The following is a 16,202-nucleotide window of genomic DNA, read 5'->3' on the forward strand; positions in this document are numbered from 1 at the left end:
GTACTCCCGGGGGCGCCCCACCTCCCCGCAAGCGACTTGCATTTCTTGCGCTACTCTTGCGCGCATGACGCGACGACTTGCTCAAGTGGCGAAGAAGGTGGGAGTCAGCGAGGCAACGGTCAGCCGAGTGCTCAACGGCAAGCCGGGCGTCTCGGAGGCCACCCGCCAGTCCGTGCTCACCGCCCTCGACGTCCTCGGCTACGAGCGGCCCACGCAGCTGCGCGGCGAGCGGGCCCGGCTGGTCGGGCTCGTGCTGCCGGAGCTGCAGAATCCGATCTTCCCCGCGTTCGCCGAGGTCATCGGCGGCGCGCTGGCCCAGCAGGGGCTGACCCCGGTGCTGTGCACGCAGACCACCGGCGGGGTCTCCGAGGCCGACTACGTCGAGCTCCTCCTCCAGCAGCAGGTGTCCGGCGTCGTCTTCGCCGGCGGCCTCTTCGCGCAGGCCGACGCCCCGCACGCGCACTACCGGCTGCTGTCCGACCGCAAGGTCCCGGTGGTACTCATCAACGCCTCCATAGAGGACCTCGGCTTCCCCTGCGTGGCCTGCGACGACGCCGTCGCCGTCGAACAGGCCTGGCGCCACCTGGCCTCCCTGGGGCACGAGCGCATCGGCCTGGTGCTGGGCCCGCCCGACCACATCCCCTCCCTGCGCAAGCTGACGGCCGCCCAGGCGGTCGCCGCCGCGGCCGGCACCGAACTGCCGCCCGCCCACGTGGAGCGGGCGCTGTTCTCGCTGGAGGGGGGCCACGCGGCCGCCTCCCGGCTGCTCGACCGGGGAGTCACCGGCATCATCTGCGCCAGCGACCCGCTCGCGCTGGGCGCCGTACGGGCGGCCCGCCGCCGGGGGCTCGCCGTGCCCCGGGAGGTCTCCGTGGTCGGCTACGACGACTCGGCGTTCATGAACTGCACCGAGCCCCCGCTCACCACCGTCCGCCAGCCCATCGAGGCCATGGGCCGGGCGGCCGTCGAGCTGCTCACCGCGCAGATCCAGGGCGCCGCCGTGCAGCCCGGCGAACTGCTCTTCGAGCCCGAACTGGTGGTCCGCGGCTCCACCGCACAGGCCCCGCGCACGTAGTCCCGTACCGGCTCCGCCCGTACGGCGAAGGGCTCCGGAACGTCCCCTGGACGGTTCGGAGCCCTTTGTGCTTCCCGTGTCCGGCATCGCGCTGTCAATCTCTTACGGAATCTGCGCGAGATATTGCGTCCATCTGTGGGTGGTGGTTGAGTGTGCCGCGCTCGCCCCACGCCTCCTGTCCGATGCTCGAAGGGGACCACCGATGAGAACCAGCCTCCGCCGCAGCACCGCGGCCGCCCTTGTCTCCGCCCTCGCCGTCACCGCCCTCGCGGCCTGCGGTACGAGCAGCAGCGGCGACGGCAAGTCGGCGCAGCCGAGAGGCGGTTCCGCCGCCGACGCCGCCCCGCTCGACCCGAAGACGAAGGTCACCCTCTCCATCGACTGCATGCCGCCGGCGGCCAAGGCGGCCGAGCTCAAGGAGTGGAAGGAGGACGTTGCGGAGTTCAACAAGACGTACCCGAACGTCACGATCGAGGGCCGTTCCACCCCCGGCCAGTGCCTGGAGCCCCCGCGCTTCACCGCGATGCTCAAGGCCAAGTCCCAGCCGGACGTGTTCTACGCGTACTTCACCGACCTCCAGCAGGTCCTCGACAACGACGGCGCCGAGGACATCTCCGCCTACGTCACCCCGCAGTCGGTGCCCGCGGTCGACGACATCGACAAGAACGTCCTGGGCGTCCTCAAGCGGGACGGCAAGCTCTACGGTCTCCCCACCAGCAACTACACGATGGGCCTGCTGGTCAACCGCAAGCTCTTCCAGCAGGCGGGCCTGAACCCCGACACCCCGCCGCGCACCTGGGACGAGGTCCGGGCGGCGGCCAAGAAGATCGCGTCCCTCGGCAACGGCACCGCCGGCTACGGCGAGTACAGCGTCGAGAACACCGGAGGCTGGCACTTCACGGCCGCCATGTACGGCCTCGGCGGCGACATCGTCGGCGCCGACGGCAGGGCCGCCTTCGACAACCCCACCGGAAAGCAGATCGTCGACAACCTCCACGCCATGCGCTGGGAGGACGAGAGCATGGGCAAGACCCAGCTGCTCAAGTGGGGTGACCTGCAGAAGCAGATGGCCTCGGACAAGCTCGGCATGTTCCTCGCCGCGCCCGACGACATCACGTACATGGTCCAGCAGCTCGGCGCGAAGTACGAGAACTTCGGCATGGGCCCGCTCCCCGGCGGCGCGGCCACCCTGGCCGGCGGAAACGGGTACATGATCAAGAAGGGCAGCTCGCCCGACAAGATCAAGGCCGCCGTCGCCTGGCTGAACTTCAAGACCCTCGCGGTCGGCAAGGGTCAGTTTCGGTACGACCGTTCCAAGGCCGACGGCCTTCCGGTCGGCCTCCCGCAGCCCGCGTTCTTCACCGGCGCGAGCAAGTCGAAGGACGACGAGCTGAAGGCCGCGAGCGCCACCATGCCCGTCGCCAACTTCAAGTCCTTCCTGGACAACCCGGTACCCGGCAAGGCGGAGCCGAAGAAGGCCCAGGAGGTCTACAAGGTGCTCGACAAGGTGATGTCCGGGGTGCTCACCGACAAGGACGCCGACGCCGGGCAGCTCCTCGCCGAGGCGGAGAAAGCGGTCAACCAGCTGCTGGCGAACCAATAGGAGCGAGCGGCGATGTCGGCTCCCACCACCCTTCCCGAGGGCCGCGCCGCGCGCGCGGCTTCGAAGGAGGAGTTCCGCCGGGCGTTCAAGCGGAACCTCACGGCCCACGGATTCCTGATCGGCGCCGTCCTCTGCTTCTCCTTCTTCTCCTGGTACCCGATGGTCCGGGAGTTCCTGCTGGCCTTCCAGAAGACGGAGGGCGGCACCACCCGATGGGTCGGCTGGGACAACTTCCGCCACGTCTTCCAGGACCCGGGCTTCTGGCAGGCCTGGCGCAACACCCTGCTCTTCACCGGGCTCGCCCTGGTCCTCGGCTTCCTCCTCCCCTTCGTGGTCGCCGTCGTCCTCAACGAGTTCCGGCACGCCCAGGGCTATCTGCGCCTGCTGGTCTACCTGCCCGTGATGATGCCGCCGGTGGCCTCGGTCCTGCTGTTCAAGTACTTCTACGACCCCGGATACGGCCTTTTCAACAGGGCCCTGGAATTTCTGCACCTGCCGGCGCAAGACTGGCTGCAATCCAGCGACACCGCCATGCTGTCCGTCGTCATCGCGTCGACCTGGATGAACATGGGCGCCGCGACCCTGATCTACCTGGCCGCCCTCCAGGGCATCCCCGGCGAGCTGTACGAGGCCGCCGAACTGGACGGCGCCGGACTGCTGCGCAAGATCTGGCACGTCACCGTCCCGCAGACCAAGCTCATCCTCTCGCTCATGCTGCTGATGCAGATCATCGCGACGATGCAGGTGTTCACCGAACCGTTCCTGCTGACCGGCGGCGCCGGCCCCGAGGGTTCGACCACCACTGTCGTCGTCCTCATCTACCAGTACGCCTTCAGCTTCAACCAGTACGGCGGCGCCGCGGCCCTGGGACTGTGCCTGCTCGTCCTGCTCGCTGGCTTCTCCGCCCTGTACGTCCGCCTCAGCCGCGACAACGAGAGCTGACAGGAGCCCCTTCCATGGCAGAGCGCACACTGATATCCCCCGCGCAGCTGGGCCGCACCCGGGGGAAGATCCTCTACTGGACCGTCCTCGCCGTGGTGGTCATCGTCTTCACCGCCGTCTTCCTCGGCCCCCTCTACTGGATGGTGGCGGGCGGCCTCAAGAGCACCGAGGAGTTCGCCCGCCTCCCGCCCACCCTGGTGCCCCACTCCGCGCACACCGCGAACTACACGGCCGCATGGAAGGTCATGGACCTCGCCAAGCTGCTGTTCAACACCCTCTACTACGCCTTCGGAGCCCTCGCCTTCCAGCTCGTCCTCGACGTCGGCGCCGCCTACTCGCTGTCCAGGCTGCGCCCCGTCCTCGGCAAGGCGGTCCTCGGCATGATGCTGGCGACCCTGATGATCCCGGCCACCGTCCTCGTCGTACCGCAGTACCTCACGGTCCTCGACGTACCGCTCATCCAGCGGAACCTGCTCAACTCGCCCTGGGTCATCTGGCTGCCGTCCGTCACCAACGCCTTCAACATCTTCCTGCTGAAGCGGTTCTTCGACTCCATCCCGCAGGAGATCCTCGACGCCGCATCCATCGACGGGGCGAGCGCCCTGCGCACCCTGCGCTCCGTGGTCCTGCCGATGTCCCGGCCCGTCCTCGGCGTCGTGTCGATCTTCGCGATCGTCGGCGTCTGGAAGGACTTCCTCTGGCCGATGCTCACCCTCCCCGACCCGGCGCTGCAGACCCTCAACGTCGGCATCTACTCGCTGTCCACCGGAGTGCCCGAGAACCACCTGATCGCCGCCCTCGCAATGGCCTCCGCGCCCACGCTCCTCGTCTTCCTGGTCTTCCAGCGCAACATCGTGAGCGGTCTGACAGCGGGCTCCCTCAAGGGCTGACCACCGAGGGCCGAGCGCAGCGCCCCGCACCGCCACGACCGGCCGCCCCCTGTGAAAGGACCCCCCGTGGCTGACCTCCCCCTGCCCGCAGACGCCGCCGACTGGTGGCGCACGGCCGCCATCTACCAGGTGTACGTTCGCAGCTTCGCCGACGGCGACGGGGACGGCACCGGCGATCTCGCGGGCGTCCGGGCCCGCCTCCCGTACCTCGCCGAACTGGGCGTGGACGCCCTCTGGTTCACCCCCTGGTACCTCTCCCCGCTCGCCGACGGCGGCTACGACGTCGCCGACTACCGCACCATCGACCCCGCCTTCGGAACCCTCGCCGAGGCCGAGAAGCTCATCGCCGAGGCCCGCGCGCTGGGCCTGCGCACCATCGTCGACATCGTGCCCAACCACGTCTCCGACCAGCACGCCTGGTTCCGCGCCGCGCTCGCCGCCGGCCCCGGCAGCCCCGAGCGCGAGCTCTTCCACTTCCGGCCCGGCCGCGGCGAAAGCGGCGAACTGCCGCCGGGGGACTGGCCCTCGCAGTTCAACGGCGCCGCCACCTGGACGCGCGTGCCCGACGGGGAGTGGTACCTGCACCTGTTCACCCCGCAGCAGCCCGACCTCAACTGGGACCACCCCGCCGTGCGCCAGGAGCACGAGGACGTGCTGCGGTTCTGGTTCGAACGCGGCGTGTCCGGCGTACGGATCGACTCCGCGGCCCTGCTCGCCAAGGACCCGGCCCTGCCCGACCTGGCGGGCCGCCCGCCCGAGCCCTGGCCGCCCGGGACCGGTGAGGTCCACCCGTACATCGACCGTGACGACCTGCACACCATCTACCGCTCGTGGCGCGCGATCGCCGACGCCTACGGAGCCGTCTTCGTCGGCGAGGTCTGGCTTCCCGACTCCGAGCGCTTCGCCCGCTACCTGCGCCCCGACGAGCTGCACACCGCCTTCAACTTCTCCTTCCTCAGCTGCCCGTGGGACGCCGGCCGGCTGCGCACCTCCATCGAGGAGACCCTCGCCGAGCACGCCCCGGTCGGCGCCCCGGCCACCTGGGTGCTGTGCAACCACGACGTGACCCGTACCGTCACCCGCTACGGGCGCGCCGATACCGGCTTCGACTTCGCCGCCAAGGCCTTCGGCACCCCCACCGACCCGGCCCTCGGCACCCGGCGGGCGCGCGCCGCGGCCCTGCTGACGCTCGCCCTGCCCGGCGCCGTGTACGTCTACCAGGGGGAGGAACTGGGCCTGCCGGAAGCCGACATCCCGATCGGCCGGATCCAGGACCCCATGCACTTCCGCTCCGGTGGCACCGACCCGGGGCGGGACGGCTGCCGGGTCCCGCTGCCGTGGACCGCGCAGCCGTGGCACGACCCCTGGCTGCCGCAGCCCGAGGACTGGGGCACGTATGCCGCGGACCGCCAGGACGGCGACCCGGACTCGATGCTCACCCTCTACCGGACCGCCCTCGGGCTGCGCCGCGCGGCCGGCGGCTTCGGCGGCGGCTCGCTCGCGTGGCTGCCCGCGCCGCCCGGGGTGCTGGCCTTCGCCCGCCCCGACGGGCTGGTCTGCGTGGTCAACCTGTCCGGCGGGCCGATCCCGCTGCCGGCGCATTCGAGCCTCCTGCTGAGCAGTTCCGCCCTGGCCGGGGCGGGGCTGCTCCCGCAGGACACGGTGGTCTGGCTGCGGACCTGACCCCGCGGTCGGACCGCCGGCGCGGGCCGGCGCGCGTCACGGCACGCGTTACGGCATCGGCTGTGGCGGGCGGGGCCCCACGTACTGGCCGCTCGGGCGCATCCGGAGCGGCCGCTCCTGGTACTCCTCCAGCGCGTGCGCCATCCAGCCCGCCGTCCGGGACACCGCGAACACCGTCTCCCCGGCCTCCGCGGACATCCCGCAGGACACCGTCAGCACCGCCAGCGCCAGGTCCACATTGGCGTGCAGCCCGTCCCGCCGGGCCGCCGCCGTCGCGACGACCTCCCGGGCGGCCGCCAGTGCCGGTCCCGCCTGTGGCACGCCCTCCAGCCGGGCGAACAGCGCCGTGGCCCGCGGGTCCTCGCCCTCGTACAGCCGGTGCCCGAGCCCCGGAACCCGCCGTCCCGCCCGCAGGTGGTCCGCGACCACCGGAGCGGCACCGCCCCGCTCCAGCGCCTCCACCAGCATCCGGTGCGCGAGCCGTCCGGCCGCACCGTGCAGCGGCCCTTCGAGCGCGCCGAGACCGGCCGAGACCGCCGCGTACGGATGGGCCCGCGCCGACGCCGCCACCCGTACGGCCAGGGTCGAGGCGGCCAGGTCGTGGTCGATGAGCAGGGTGAGGGCCAGGTCCAGCGTGGCCAGCGCGTCCGGATCCGGCTCACGCGCCGTCAGCCGGGTCCACAGCTGCCGGGCCAGCCGGCCGTCCCCGCGCCAGCCGGGCGGGCTCACCTCGGGCAGCGCGCCGACCAGCGTCGGGATCAGGCAGCGCGCGGAGCCCAGTACGGCCTCCGCGGACAGGTCGAAGCGCAGCGGATCCGCCACCGCGGCAGCAGCCGTGGCCACCCGCAGCCGGTCGATCGGGCCGCTGTGCTCGGGCAGCGCCGCCACCGCGCGCCGGGCGGCGGCCAGCGCCTGCGGGGGAGCCGTGAACCGTGCGCCGCGCGGCAGCGTCCCGGTCCAGAGCCACTCGGCGACCTCCTCGTAGGGGTAGCGCGACGCCAGCTCGACGGCGTCCACGCCCCGGAAGTAGTACCGGTCGGGCTCGATGAGCGTGAGCGAGGTGCGTACGGAGAGCTCCGCGCCCGGGGGCGGAGCAGCTTCGCGCCGGCTGCGCAGGGCCAGGGCCTCCACCTCGCGCGCGTCGAAGCTGCTGCCGCGGCCGACCGGGTCGCGGCGGCTGGTGAGCTGGCCGCGGCTGACGTACGCGTACACGGTCGCCGGTTTCACCCCCAGCAGTTCCGCCGCCTGCCGGGTGCTGAGCCGGCGCTCGCCGTCCGCCTGGTCGTTCATGACATCCACCCTACATATATTGATTCAATCAACATTGACAAGGATTCAATCCATGATGGATGGTCGATCCATGAACACCACTGTCGATGTGCCCCGCGGTCTCGCGGGAGTCGTGGTCACCGAGACCGAACTCGGTGACGTCCGAGGCCGCGAGGGCTTCTACCACTACCGCCAGTACTCGGCCGTCGAGCTCGCCGCGAGCCGCAGCTTCGAGGACGTGTGGCACCTGATGTTCCGCGGCGCCCTCCCGGCGGACGCCGCCGAGCGAGCCGCGTTCGCCGCCGAGATCGCCCCACTGCGGCGGCTGCCCGACGCGGTACAGAGCGCCCTGCCCGCCCTCGCCCGGGCCACCGCGCTCTCCGGCCCGCTCGCCGGGCTGCGGACAGCACTCTCGCTGCTCGGCGCCTCCGCCGGGTTCCGCCCCGTGTACGACATCGACCCCGGGCGGCGGGCCGCCGACGCAATGGCCGCCTGCGCCGCCGTACCGACCCTGCTCACCGCGCTGCACCGGCTGGGGCAGGGCCTGGAGCCGGTCGAGCCGCGCGCGGACCTCCCGTACGCCGCCAACTACCTGTACATGCTCACCGGTCAGGAACCCGACCCGGTCAAGGCGCGAGCCGTCGAGCAGTACCTGATCTCCACGATCGACCACGGTTTCAACGCCTCGACCTTCACCGCCCGCGTGATCGCCTCCACCGGCGCCGACGTCGCCGCCGCCCTCACCGGCGCGATCGGCGCGCTCTCCGGCCCGCTCCACGGCGGCGCGCCCAGCCGGGCCCTGGACACCCTGGACGCCATCGGCACGGCGGACCGCATCGAACCGTGGATCCGCGAGCGCGTGCTCGCCGGGGACCGGATCATGGGCTTCGGGCACCCCGTGTACCGGACCGAGGACCCGCGTTCGCGGATGCTGCGGGACATCGCGCTCCGCTTCGGCGGCCCGCTCGTGGACTTCGCCGTGGAGGTGGAGCGGCGCGTCGAGGAGATCCTCGCCGAGCTCAAGCCGGGGCGGGAGCTGCACACCAACGTGGAGTTCTACGCCGGCGTGGTCATGGAGCTGTGCGGCCTGCCGCGCGAGATGTTCACCCCGACCTTCTGCGCGGCCCGCGTGGTCGGCTGGAGCGCGAACATCCTCGAACAGGCCGCCGATTCGAAGATCATCCGTCCGGCCGCCCGGTACGTGGGCCCGAACCCGCCCGAGCCGGTTCCGGCGCTCGGCTGACTACGATCGGCCGTGTGAACAGCAGTCAGCCCGCCCAGCCGCCCATCCAGCCGATCCCCGTCCAGCCGATCCCCGTCCTCGTGTTGTCCGGATTCCTCGGATCCGGCAAGACCACGCTGCTCAACCACCTCCTCGGGAACCGCGCAGGCACCCGGATCGGCGTCGTCGTCAACGACTTCGGCTCGATCGAGATCGACGCGATGGCCGTGGCGGGCCAAGTCGGCGACTCCATGGTCTCGCTCGGCGGCGGCTGCCTGTGCTGCGAGGTCGACGGCAGCGAGCTGGACGCGTACCTGGAGAAGCTCTCGGCGCCCGTCCACCGGATCGACGTGATCGTCATCGAGGCGAGCGGGCTGGCCGAGCCCCAGGAGATGATCCGGATGCTGGTGGCCGGCGAGAATCCGGCGATCCGGTACGGCGGGCTGGTCCAGGTCGTGGACGCGGCGGAGTTCGACGCGACCCGGGCCAAGCACCCGGAGACCGACCGCCACCTGGCCGTCGCGGACCTGGTGGTGCTGAACAAGACCGACCGGGTGGAGCCGGCCGGCCTCACCCGGATCCAGGCCGAGCTGGGCACGCTCTGCCCCGGCACACCCGTGGTGGCCGCCGACCACGGCCGGATCGACCCGGAGCTGCTCTTCGACCGGCGGCCGTGGACCGAGACCCAGGGCCAGCTGTCCTTCGAGGACCTGATCTCGCAGGCGAGGGACGCCGCCGAGGCAGACCCCGAGGCCCACGGCGCCGCCCACGAGGACCACACCGGGCACGCCCACACGGTCTACGAGAGCACGGAGTTCGTGTCCGAGCAGGCCCTGAACCCGCGCCGGTTCATCGACTTCCTCGACCGCCGCCCGGCCGGGCTGTACCGGATCAAGGGCTACGTCCACTTCGGCGTCCCCGGCCACGAGGAGCGCTACGAGGTCCACGCCGTCGGCCGCTTCCTCCGCTTCGTGCCGGGCCCCTGGGGACGAGGGGAGCCGCGCCGGAGCCAGCTGGTCCTGATCGGCGCCGGTACGGACGGCCCCGCCCTGCTCCGCGAGCTGGAGGCCTGCCGCGAACCGGCCCCGCAGCACGCGCCGCCGGAGAGCATGTGGGGCGTCCTGCGCTACGTCGACCGCCCGGCGCAGCCGGACGCGGAACCCGAGCCGGAGCCGGAGCCGGAGCCGTACGACCTCGACTCGTACGGCGATCCCGACCCCGAAGACCTATAGGTGGGCCGCGGCCGCCGTCAGGCGACCTCGACCCCGTACTCGCTCAGCAGGTCCTCCAGACCGCCGCGATAGCCCTTGCCGCCGATCACGAAGTCCCAGTCGCCGTTGGAACGGCGCCGGAAGGAGCCGAGGACCAGCGCGGTCTCCCCGGCGCGCCCGTCGGAGACGTCCAGCCGGCCGAGTTCCTCGCCACCCGCGGACAGCAGGCGGATGTGGGCGTCGGTGAACCCGGCGAGGTCCGCGTGCGGATCGACCTCCGGGTCGATCGCGGCCACGAGGACCAGCCGGTCGGCGGGCTCGGGCAGGGCGTCGAAGGAGACCTCCAGCGCCGCCTTGTCGGGTGCCGCGTGCGCGCGGGCCCGGACCGAACCGTCCGGGGTCCGCGGGTTGTTGAAGAACACGAAGTGCTCCTCGCTCAGCACCCGGTTGCCCGTGCAGACGAGGGCGCACACGTCCAGCGCGACCGACCCCGACCAGGACATGCCGAGCACGTTGTGGTCCGCCGGAGGCGCGGCGGGCTCCGGTTCGGGCGCGCGCCGCGCCGGACCGCCGCCCAGCCGCCCGCGCAGTCCGTACTGGTGCAGCAGCTCGACGAGATCCGCCCCGGGAACCAACTCCAGCGGCTTGCCGTTGGCAAAGGTGTACGACCCGGGCCCGAAGGACGCGGTGGTGACGAGCACCCCCTTGTTCGCCCCCTTGTCCTGGACCGTGCCGTACAGATCACGCACGGCCGTCGGCGGCACCGTGTTCCGGTAGCGCTTTACCTGCACCACGATCCGCCCGCCCCGGATCGGTGCCGGGTCCAGCGCCTCCACGTCCACCCCGCCGTCGCCCGACCGTTGCGTGGTCACCGCCTCCATGCCCATCGCCCGGAACAACTCGGCGACCAGGTTCTCGAAGGCGATCGGATCCATCACGAAGAGGTCCGGCTCGTCCTCGTCCGCGTCGCCCGCCTGCCCGCCGTGGCTGACGACCCCTCCGCCGACCTCGTCCGGCCGGCGCCCGGGGCGCACCGCCGTCAGCTGGTCGGGCCGCGTCGACAACTGCCCGCCCAGTCCCGAGACCAGACAGTCCACGGCGCTGACCTGCTCCAGGCGCAGCCCCGCGAACGCGCTCCGCGCCGCCGGCACCGTGGACAGGACGAACCGCGCCTCCTGCCCCGTCGCCGGATCGTGGCAGTCCACGAACCCGTTGACCACGACCGAGTCCAGTACGCCGAACTCGTCCGCCGCGTAAAGCTCGCGCACCACCAGCAGCATGCACTGCGCCAGCAGGTCCCGGTACAGCGCCCGGCGCTCCGTCACCGGGCGGGGCTTCACCTTGTCCTGGTCCGTGCTCGGCAGGTACTGCACCGACCTGGCCTCCGGCACCACCGCGTACCCGGGGAGCTCCCAGTCCAGCACCAGCTGGCGCGCCGCCGGGTCGTAGGCGGCCGCGACCTGCCTCGGCAGCGCCTCGGGCCAGGCCGTCGAGGCGTACAGGGCCGCCGAGAAGTACTCCACCGCCGCCTCCGCGTCGTCCGTGCGCAGGGCGGCGGCCAGCTCGGTGAGGCCGCTGTTGTGCGCCCGTACCCCGGCGAGCTGCCCGGCCGCCCACCGGTCGTACTGCTGCCGGTACGCGGCCAGCTGCTGCTGCCGCTGCGCCTCCGCGGCGCTCGCGGCCTGCCAGGCCTCGGTGTACCGGGCGTGGGCCTCCCGCTCCGCCTGCGCCCGGTGGCTGGATCCGAGCGTCCAGCCGCTGCTCTGCTGCTGGAACTGGTCGATCCGCGGCATCGGCACAGGATGCGCCAGGGCCCCGGGGTTGAAGGGTTCCAGCTGCTCGGGCCGGGCCAGGGCGGATATCCGGAACGCCGGTGCCCGGCAGCCCTCGACCAGCAGGCCCTTGAGGGCGTCGACCTCGGCGTCGATCTGCGCGGTCCGCCGCAGGGCCTCGGCCTCGCGGTACTGCCGGTGGCTGCGATTCGCGTCGCGTTCGTGGGTCCGCTGCCGGTCCCGTTCGTACGCCAGCAGACGGCGCTCGGCCTCCCGCTGCTGGATCACCTGCGTCTGCTGCTGCCGGCGCTGGGCCTCGGCCCAGTCCCCGATCAATCCGCCCGGCCGACGACTCATCAGCTGTGTACTCCCCCCACCAACACCCAGAGGGAAAACACTAGTCGGCATTCGGGTGGTACGTCCCCCCGGTCGCACCACCCGAATGCCGCCGTACGTCCTACAGCGCGCCCCCCGCCAGAGCGGCGACGACCGCGGGCAGCGCGGCCCCCGATCCGTCGCGGCGCGGGTCCACGGGCGGCAGTTCGGCCGGGCTGCCGTTCGCCGCGGCCGCGCGGACCGGTGCGTTGCCGGCCCAGGCCAGCACCAGCAGGTCCTCGCCCTTCAGGAACCGCTGGCAGCGCACGCCGCCGGTGGCCCGGCCCTTGCGCGGGTACTGGTCGAACGGGGTGAGCTTCCCGGACAGCATCGAGTCGTCCAGCGTCCCGTGCGAGCCCGCCACCGTGAACACCACGGCGTCGCGCGCCGGGTCCACCGCCGAGAAGTGGATCACCTTGGCGTCGTCGGAGAGCTTGATGCCCGCCATACCGCCCGCCGGGCGGCCCTGCGGGCGCACCTGGCCCGCCGGGTAGCGCAGCAACTGGGCGTCGTCGGTGAGGAAGACCAGGTCCTCCTCGCCCGTGCGCAGTTCGACCGCGCCGACGATCCGGTCGCCCTCCTTGAGGGTGATGACCTCCAGCTCGTCCTTGTTCGCCGGGTAGTCCGGCACGACGCGCTTGACCACGCCCTGCTCGGTGCCCAGGGCCAGGCCCTGCGAGGACTCGTCCAGCGAGGTCAGGCAGATCACCTTCTCGTCCGCCTCCAGCCCGGAGAGGAACTCCGAGACCGGGGCGCCGCCCGCCAGGTTCGGCGCGGCGTGGGTGTCCGGCAGCTGCGGCAGGTCGATCACCGCGAGCCGCAGCAGCCGCCCGTAAGAGGTGACCACGCCGACGTCGGCCCGGGCGGTCGCGGCCACCTGCGAGACGATCAGGTCGTGCTTCGCGCGGGACCCGCCCTCCTCCTCCGGCAGCGGGTCGCCGTTGGCGGTGCGCGCCAGCAGGCCCGTCGAGGACAGCAGGACCCGGCACGGGTCGTCCGCGACCTCCAGCGGAACCGCGGCGACGGCCGTGCCCGCCGACTCCAGCAGGACCGTACGGCGCTCGGTGCCGAACTTCTTCGCGACCGAGGCCAGTTCCGTGGAGACCAGCTTGCGCAGCTCCGTGTCCGACTCCAGGATCCCGGTCAGCTCGTCGATCTCGCCCGTCAGCCGGTCGCGCTCGGACTCCAGCTCGATCCGGTCGAAGCGGGTGAGCCGGCGCAGCGGGGTGTCCAGGATGTACTGGGTCTGGATCTCGCTCAGCGAGAAGCGCTCGATCAGCCGCTCCTTCGCCTGCGCCGAGTTGTCGCTGTCCCGGATGATCCGGATGACCTCGTCGATGTCGACCAGGGCCACCAGCAGACCCTCGACCAGGTGCAGCCGGTCGCGCCGCTTGGTGCGGCGGAACTCGCTGCGCCGCCGCACGACCTCGAAGCGGTGGTCGAGGTAGACCTCCAGCAGCTCCTTGAGGCCCAGGGTCAGCGGCTGGCCGTCGACCAGCGCGACGTTGTTGATGCCGAAGGACTCCTCCATCGGCGTCAGCTTGTACAGCTGCTCCAGGACGGCCTCCGGGTGGAAGCCGTTCTTGATCTCGATGACCAGGCGCAGGCCGTGCGAGCGGTCGGTGAGGTCCTTGACGTCCGCGATGCCCTGGAGCTTCTTGGAGCCGACCAGGTCCTTGATCTTCGCGATGACCTTCTCGGGGCCGACCGTGAAGGGCAGTTCCGTGACGACCAGGCCCTTGCGGCGCGCCGTCACGTTCTCCACGGCCACCGTCGCGCGGATCTTGAACGTGCCGCGGCCGTTCTCGTAGGCGTCCTTGATGCCCGAGAGGCCCACGATCCGCCCGCCCGTGGGCAGGTCCGGACCCGGCACGAAGCGCATCAGCGCCTCCAGGTCCGCCTGCGGGTAGCGGATCAGGTGGCGGGCGGCCGCGATGACCTCGCCCAGGTTGTGCGGGGGCATGTTGGTGGCCATGCCGACCGCGATCCCGGAGGCGCCGTTGACCAGCAGGTTCGGGTACGCCGCGGGCAGCGCGACCGGTTCCTGCTCCTGGCCGTCGTAGTTGGCGGTGAAATCGACGGTGTCCTCGTCGATCGACTCCGTCATCAGTGACGTGGCGTCCGCCATCTTGCACTCGGTGTAACGCATCGCGGCCGGCGGGTCGTCGTTGCCGAGCGAACCGAAGTTGCCGTGGCCGTCGACCAGCGGCAGCCGCATCGAGAAGGGCTGGGCCATGCGCACGAGGGCGTCGTAGATCGACGCGTCTCCGTGCGGGTGCAGCTTGCCCATGACCTCGCCGACGACGCGGGCGCACTTCACATAGCCGCGGTCGGGGCGCAGGCCCATCTCGTTCATCTGGTAGACGATGCGCCGGTGTACCGGCTTCATGCCGTCCCGGGCGTCGGGCAGGGCGCGGGAGTAGATCACCGAGTACGCGTACTCGAGGAAGGAGCCCTGCATTTCGTCGACGACGTCGATGTCGAGGATCTTCTCCTCGAAATCCTCCGGCGGCGGGGTCTTCGTGCTGCGGCGGGCCATCGCTGCGCGGCTCCTTAACCAAGAAAGAAAGTGTGCTGGGGGTCTGGCGGCTGGTCTGATCGGCGTTGACGGGGTTGTCGCGGACCATTGTGGCCCGAGGCACCGACAACGCCGACTCCGACCCTGGGGTCACCCCCGGACGGAGGCGTGGGTGAGTGTGAGTCGGGAACTTCTCCGGTCCCCGACGCGCTTGCATACAGTGGCAGGTCTGACGGAAAAATCTGCATCGCGATCGAAGGGACCACATGCCCATGGGTCACACGGCCACAGCCCAGGCCGGCTCCGGCGGCCTGACAGCGACCGAGCACCGGCTGGCCAACGGCCTGCGCGTGGTGCTCTCCGAGGATCACCTGACCCCGGTCGCCGCGGTCTGCCTCTGGTACGACGTCGGCTCGCGCCACGAAGTCAAGGGGCGGACCGGCCTGGCTCACCTCTTCGAGCACCTGATGTTCCAGGGCTCGGCGAGCGTACCCGGCAACGGGCACTTCGAGCTGGTCCAGGGGGCCGGCGGTTCGCTCAACGGCACCACCAGCTTCGAGCGCACCAACTACTTCGAGACCATGCCGACCCACCAGCTGGAACTCGCGCTCTGGCTGGAAGCCGACCGGATGGGCTCGCTGCTGGCCGCCCTGGACGACGAGTCCATGGAGAACCAGCGCGACGTCGTCAAGAACGAGCGCCGCCAGCGGTACGACAACGTCCCGTACGGCACGGCCTTCGAGAAGCTGACCGCCCTCGCCTACCCCGAGGGCCACCCGTACCACCACACCCCGATCGGCTCCATGGCCGACCTGGACGCGGCCTCCCTGGAGGACGCCCGCGCCTTCTTCCGTACGTACTACGCGCCCAACAACGCGGTGCTGTCGGTCGTCGGCGACATCGACCCCGAGCAGACGCTCGCCTGGGTCGAGAAGTACTTCGGCACCATCCCCGGGCACGACGGCAAGCAGCCGCCGCGCGACGGCTCGCTGCCCGAGATCATGGGCAGCGAGCTGCGCGAGGAGATCGTCGAGGAGGTCCCGGCCCGTGCGCTGATGGCCGCCTACCGGCTCCCGCACGACGGCACCCGCGAGTGCGACGCCGCCGACGTGGCGCTGACCGTGCTGGGCGGAGGCGAGTCCTCCCGGCTCCACAACCGCCTGGTGCGGCGCGACCAGAGCGCCGTCGCGGCCGGCTTCGGCATGCTGCGGCTCGCCGGTGCGCCCTCGCTGGGCTGGCTGGACGTGAAGACCTCCAGCGGCGTCGAGGTGCCCGCCATCGAGGCGGCCGTCGACGAGGAGCTCGCGCGGTTCGCCGCCGAGGGCCCGACCGCCGAGGAGATGGAGCGCGCCCAGGCGCAGCTGGAGCGCGAGTGGCTGGACCGGCTGAGCACGGTGGCCGGGCGCGCCGACGAACTGTGCCGCTTCGCGGTGCTGTTCGGCGACCCGCAGCTGGCGCTCAGCGCGGTCGGGCGCGTCCTCGACATCACCGCGGAGGAGGTGCAGGCCGTGGCCGCGGCCCGACTGCGCCCCGACAACCGCGCGGTGCTGGTGTACGAGCCGCTCCCGGCAGAAGCCGGCGAGAACGGTGAGAGCGACGAGAACGACGAGAACGAAGGGGCGGAGCAGTGAGCGACACCGCA

The 16,202-nt window shown here is 71.7% G+C and carries 11 protein-coding genes; 8 read left to right on the forward strand and 3 right to left on the reverse strand.

The window, feature by feature from the left end:
* The first annotated feature begins 64 nt into the window (after positions 1-64).
* From OG509_RS28020 to OG509_RS28040, 5 genes are all read left to right on the forward strand, one after another.
* Positions 65-1,075: a LacI family DNA-binding transcriptional regulator gene (locus OG509_RS28020; protein ID WP_406185281.1), complete on the forward strand. Its 1,011-nt coding sequence runs from the start codon at positions 65-67 to the stop codon at positions 1,073-1,075.
* A gap of 202 nt (positions 1,076-1,277) precedes the next feature.
* Positions 1,278-2,678: an ABC transporter substrate-binding protein gene (locus OG509_RS28025; protein WP_406185283.1), complete on the forward strand. Its 1,401-nt coding sequence runs from the start codon at positions 1,278-1,280 to the stop codon at positions 2,676-2,678.
* Positions 2,679-2,690: 12 nt separating this feature from the next.
* Positions 2,691-3,620, forward strand: a complete 930-nt coding sequence (locus OG509_RS28030) for a carbohydrate ABC transporter permease (RefSeq protein WP_406185285.1) — start codon at positions 2,691-2,693, stop codon at positions 3,618-3,620.
* A 14-nt stretch (positions 3,621-3,634) separates the two neighbouring features.
* Positions 3,635-4,510 (forward strand): carbohydrate ABC transporter permease, encoded by an 876-nt coding sequence (locus OG509_RS28035; RefSeq protein WP_406185287.1) that lies wholly within the window; start codon positions 3,635-3,637, stop codon positions 4,508-4,510.
* Positions 4,511-4,576: 66 nt separating this feature from the next.
* Positions 4,577-6,193: a glycoside hydrolase family 13 protein gene (locus OG509_RS28040; RefSeq protein WP_406185288.1), complete on the forward strand. Its 1,617-nt coding sequence runs from the start codon at positions 4,577-4,579 to the stop codon at positions 6,191-6,193.
* A gap of 48 nt (positions 6,194-6,241) precedes the next feature.
* Here the strand turns inward: OG509_RS28040 and OG509_RS28045 are convergent, their stop codons facing one another.
* Complete coding sequence (locus tag OG509_RS28045; RefSeq protein ID WP_406185290.1) at positions 6,242-7,483, reverse strand: citrate/2-methylcitrate synthase; 1,242 nt, start codon at positions 7,481-7,483, stop codon at positions 6,242-6,244.
* A 55-nt stretch (positions 7,484-7,538) separates the two neighbouring features.
* On the opposite strand from OG509_RS28045, the gene OG509_RS28050 reads away from it, so the two are divergent.
* Positions 7,539-8,705, forward strand: coding sequence for a citrate synthase/methylcitrate synthase (locus OG509_RS28050; protein ID WP_406187707.1), 1,167 nt, complete (start codon positions 7,539-7,541; stop codon positions 8,703-8,705).
* A 14-nt stretch (positions 8,706-8,719) separates the two neighbouring features.
* Positions 8,720-9,916: a CobW family GTP-binding protein gene (locus OG509_RS28055; protein WP_406185292.1), complete on the forward strand. Its 1,197-nt coding sequence runs from the start codon at positions 8,720-8,722 to the stop codon at positions 9,914-9,916.
* A gap of 17 nt (positions 9,917-9,933) precedes the next feature.
* Here OG509_RS28055 and OG509_RS28060 read toward each other — a convergent pair whose 3' ends face one another.
* Complete coding sequence (locus OG509_RS28060; protein WP_406185293.1) at positions 9,934-12,024, reverse strand: restriction endonuclease; 2,091 nt, start codon at positions 12,022-12,024, stop codon at positions 9,934-9,936.
* Between the two features lie 100 nt (positions 12,025-12,124).
* Positions 12,125-14,581: a DNA topoisomerase (ATP-hydrolyzing) subunit A gene (locus OG509_RS28065; RefSeq protein WP_406185294.1), complete on the reverse strand. Its 2,457-nt coding sequence runs from the start codon at positions 14,579-14,581 to the stop codon at positions 12,125-12,127.
* Positions 14,582-14,832: 251 nt separating this feature from the next.
* On the opposite strand from OG509_RS28065, the gene OG509_RS28070 reads away from it, so the two are divergent.
* The gene (locus tag OG509_RS28070; RefSeq protein ID WP_385585022.1) at positions 14,833-16,191 is read left to right on the forward strand and encodes a M16 family metallopeptidase; all 1,359 of its coding nucleotides are present in this window, start codon (positions 14,833-14,835) and stop codon (positions 16,189-16,191) included.
* Positions 16,192-16,202 lie beyond the last annotated feature (11 nt).

The organism is Streptomyces sp. NBC_01006 (genome assembly GCF_045162725.1).
Classification (GTDB): Bacteria; Actinomycetota; Actinomycetes; order Streptomycetales; family Streptomycetaceae; genus Streptomyces.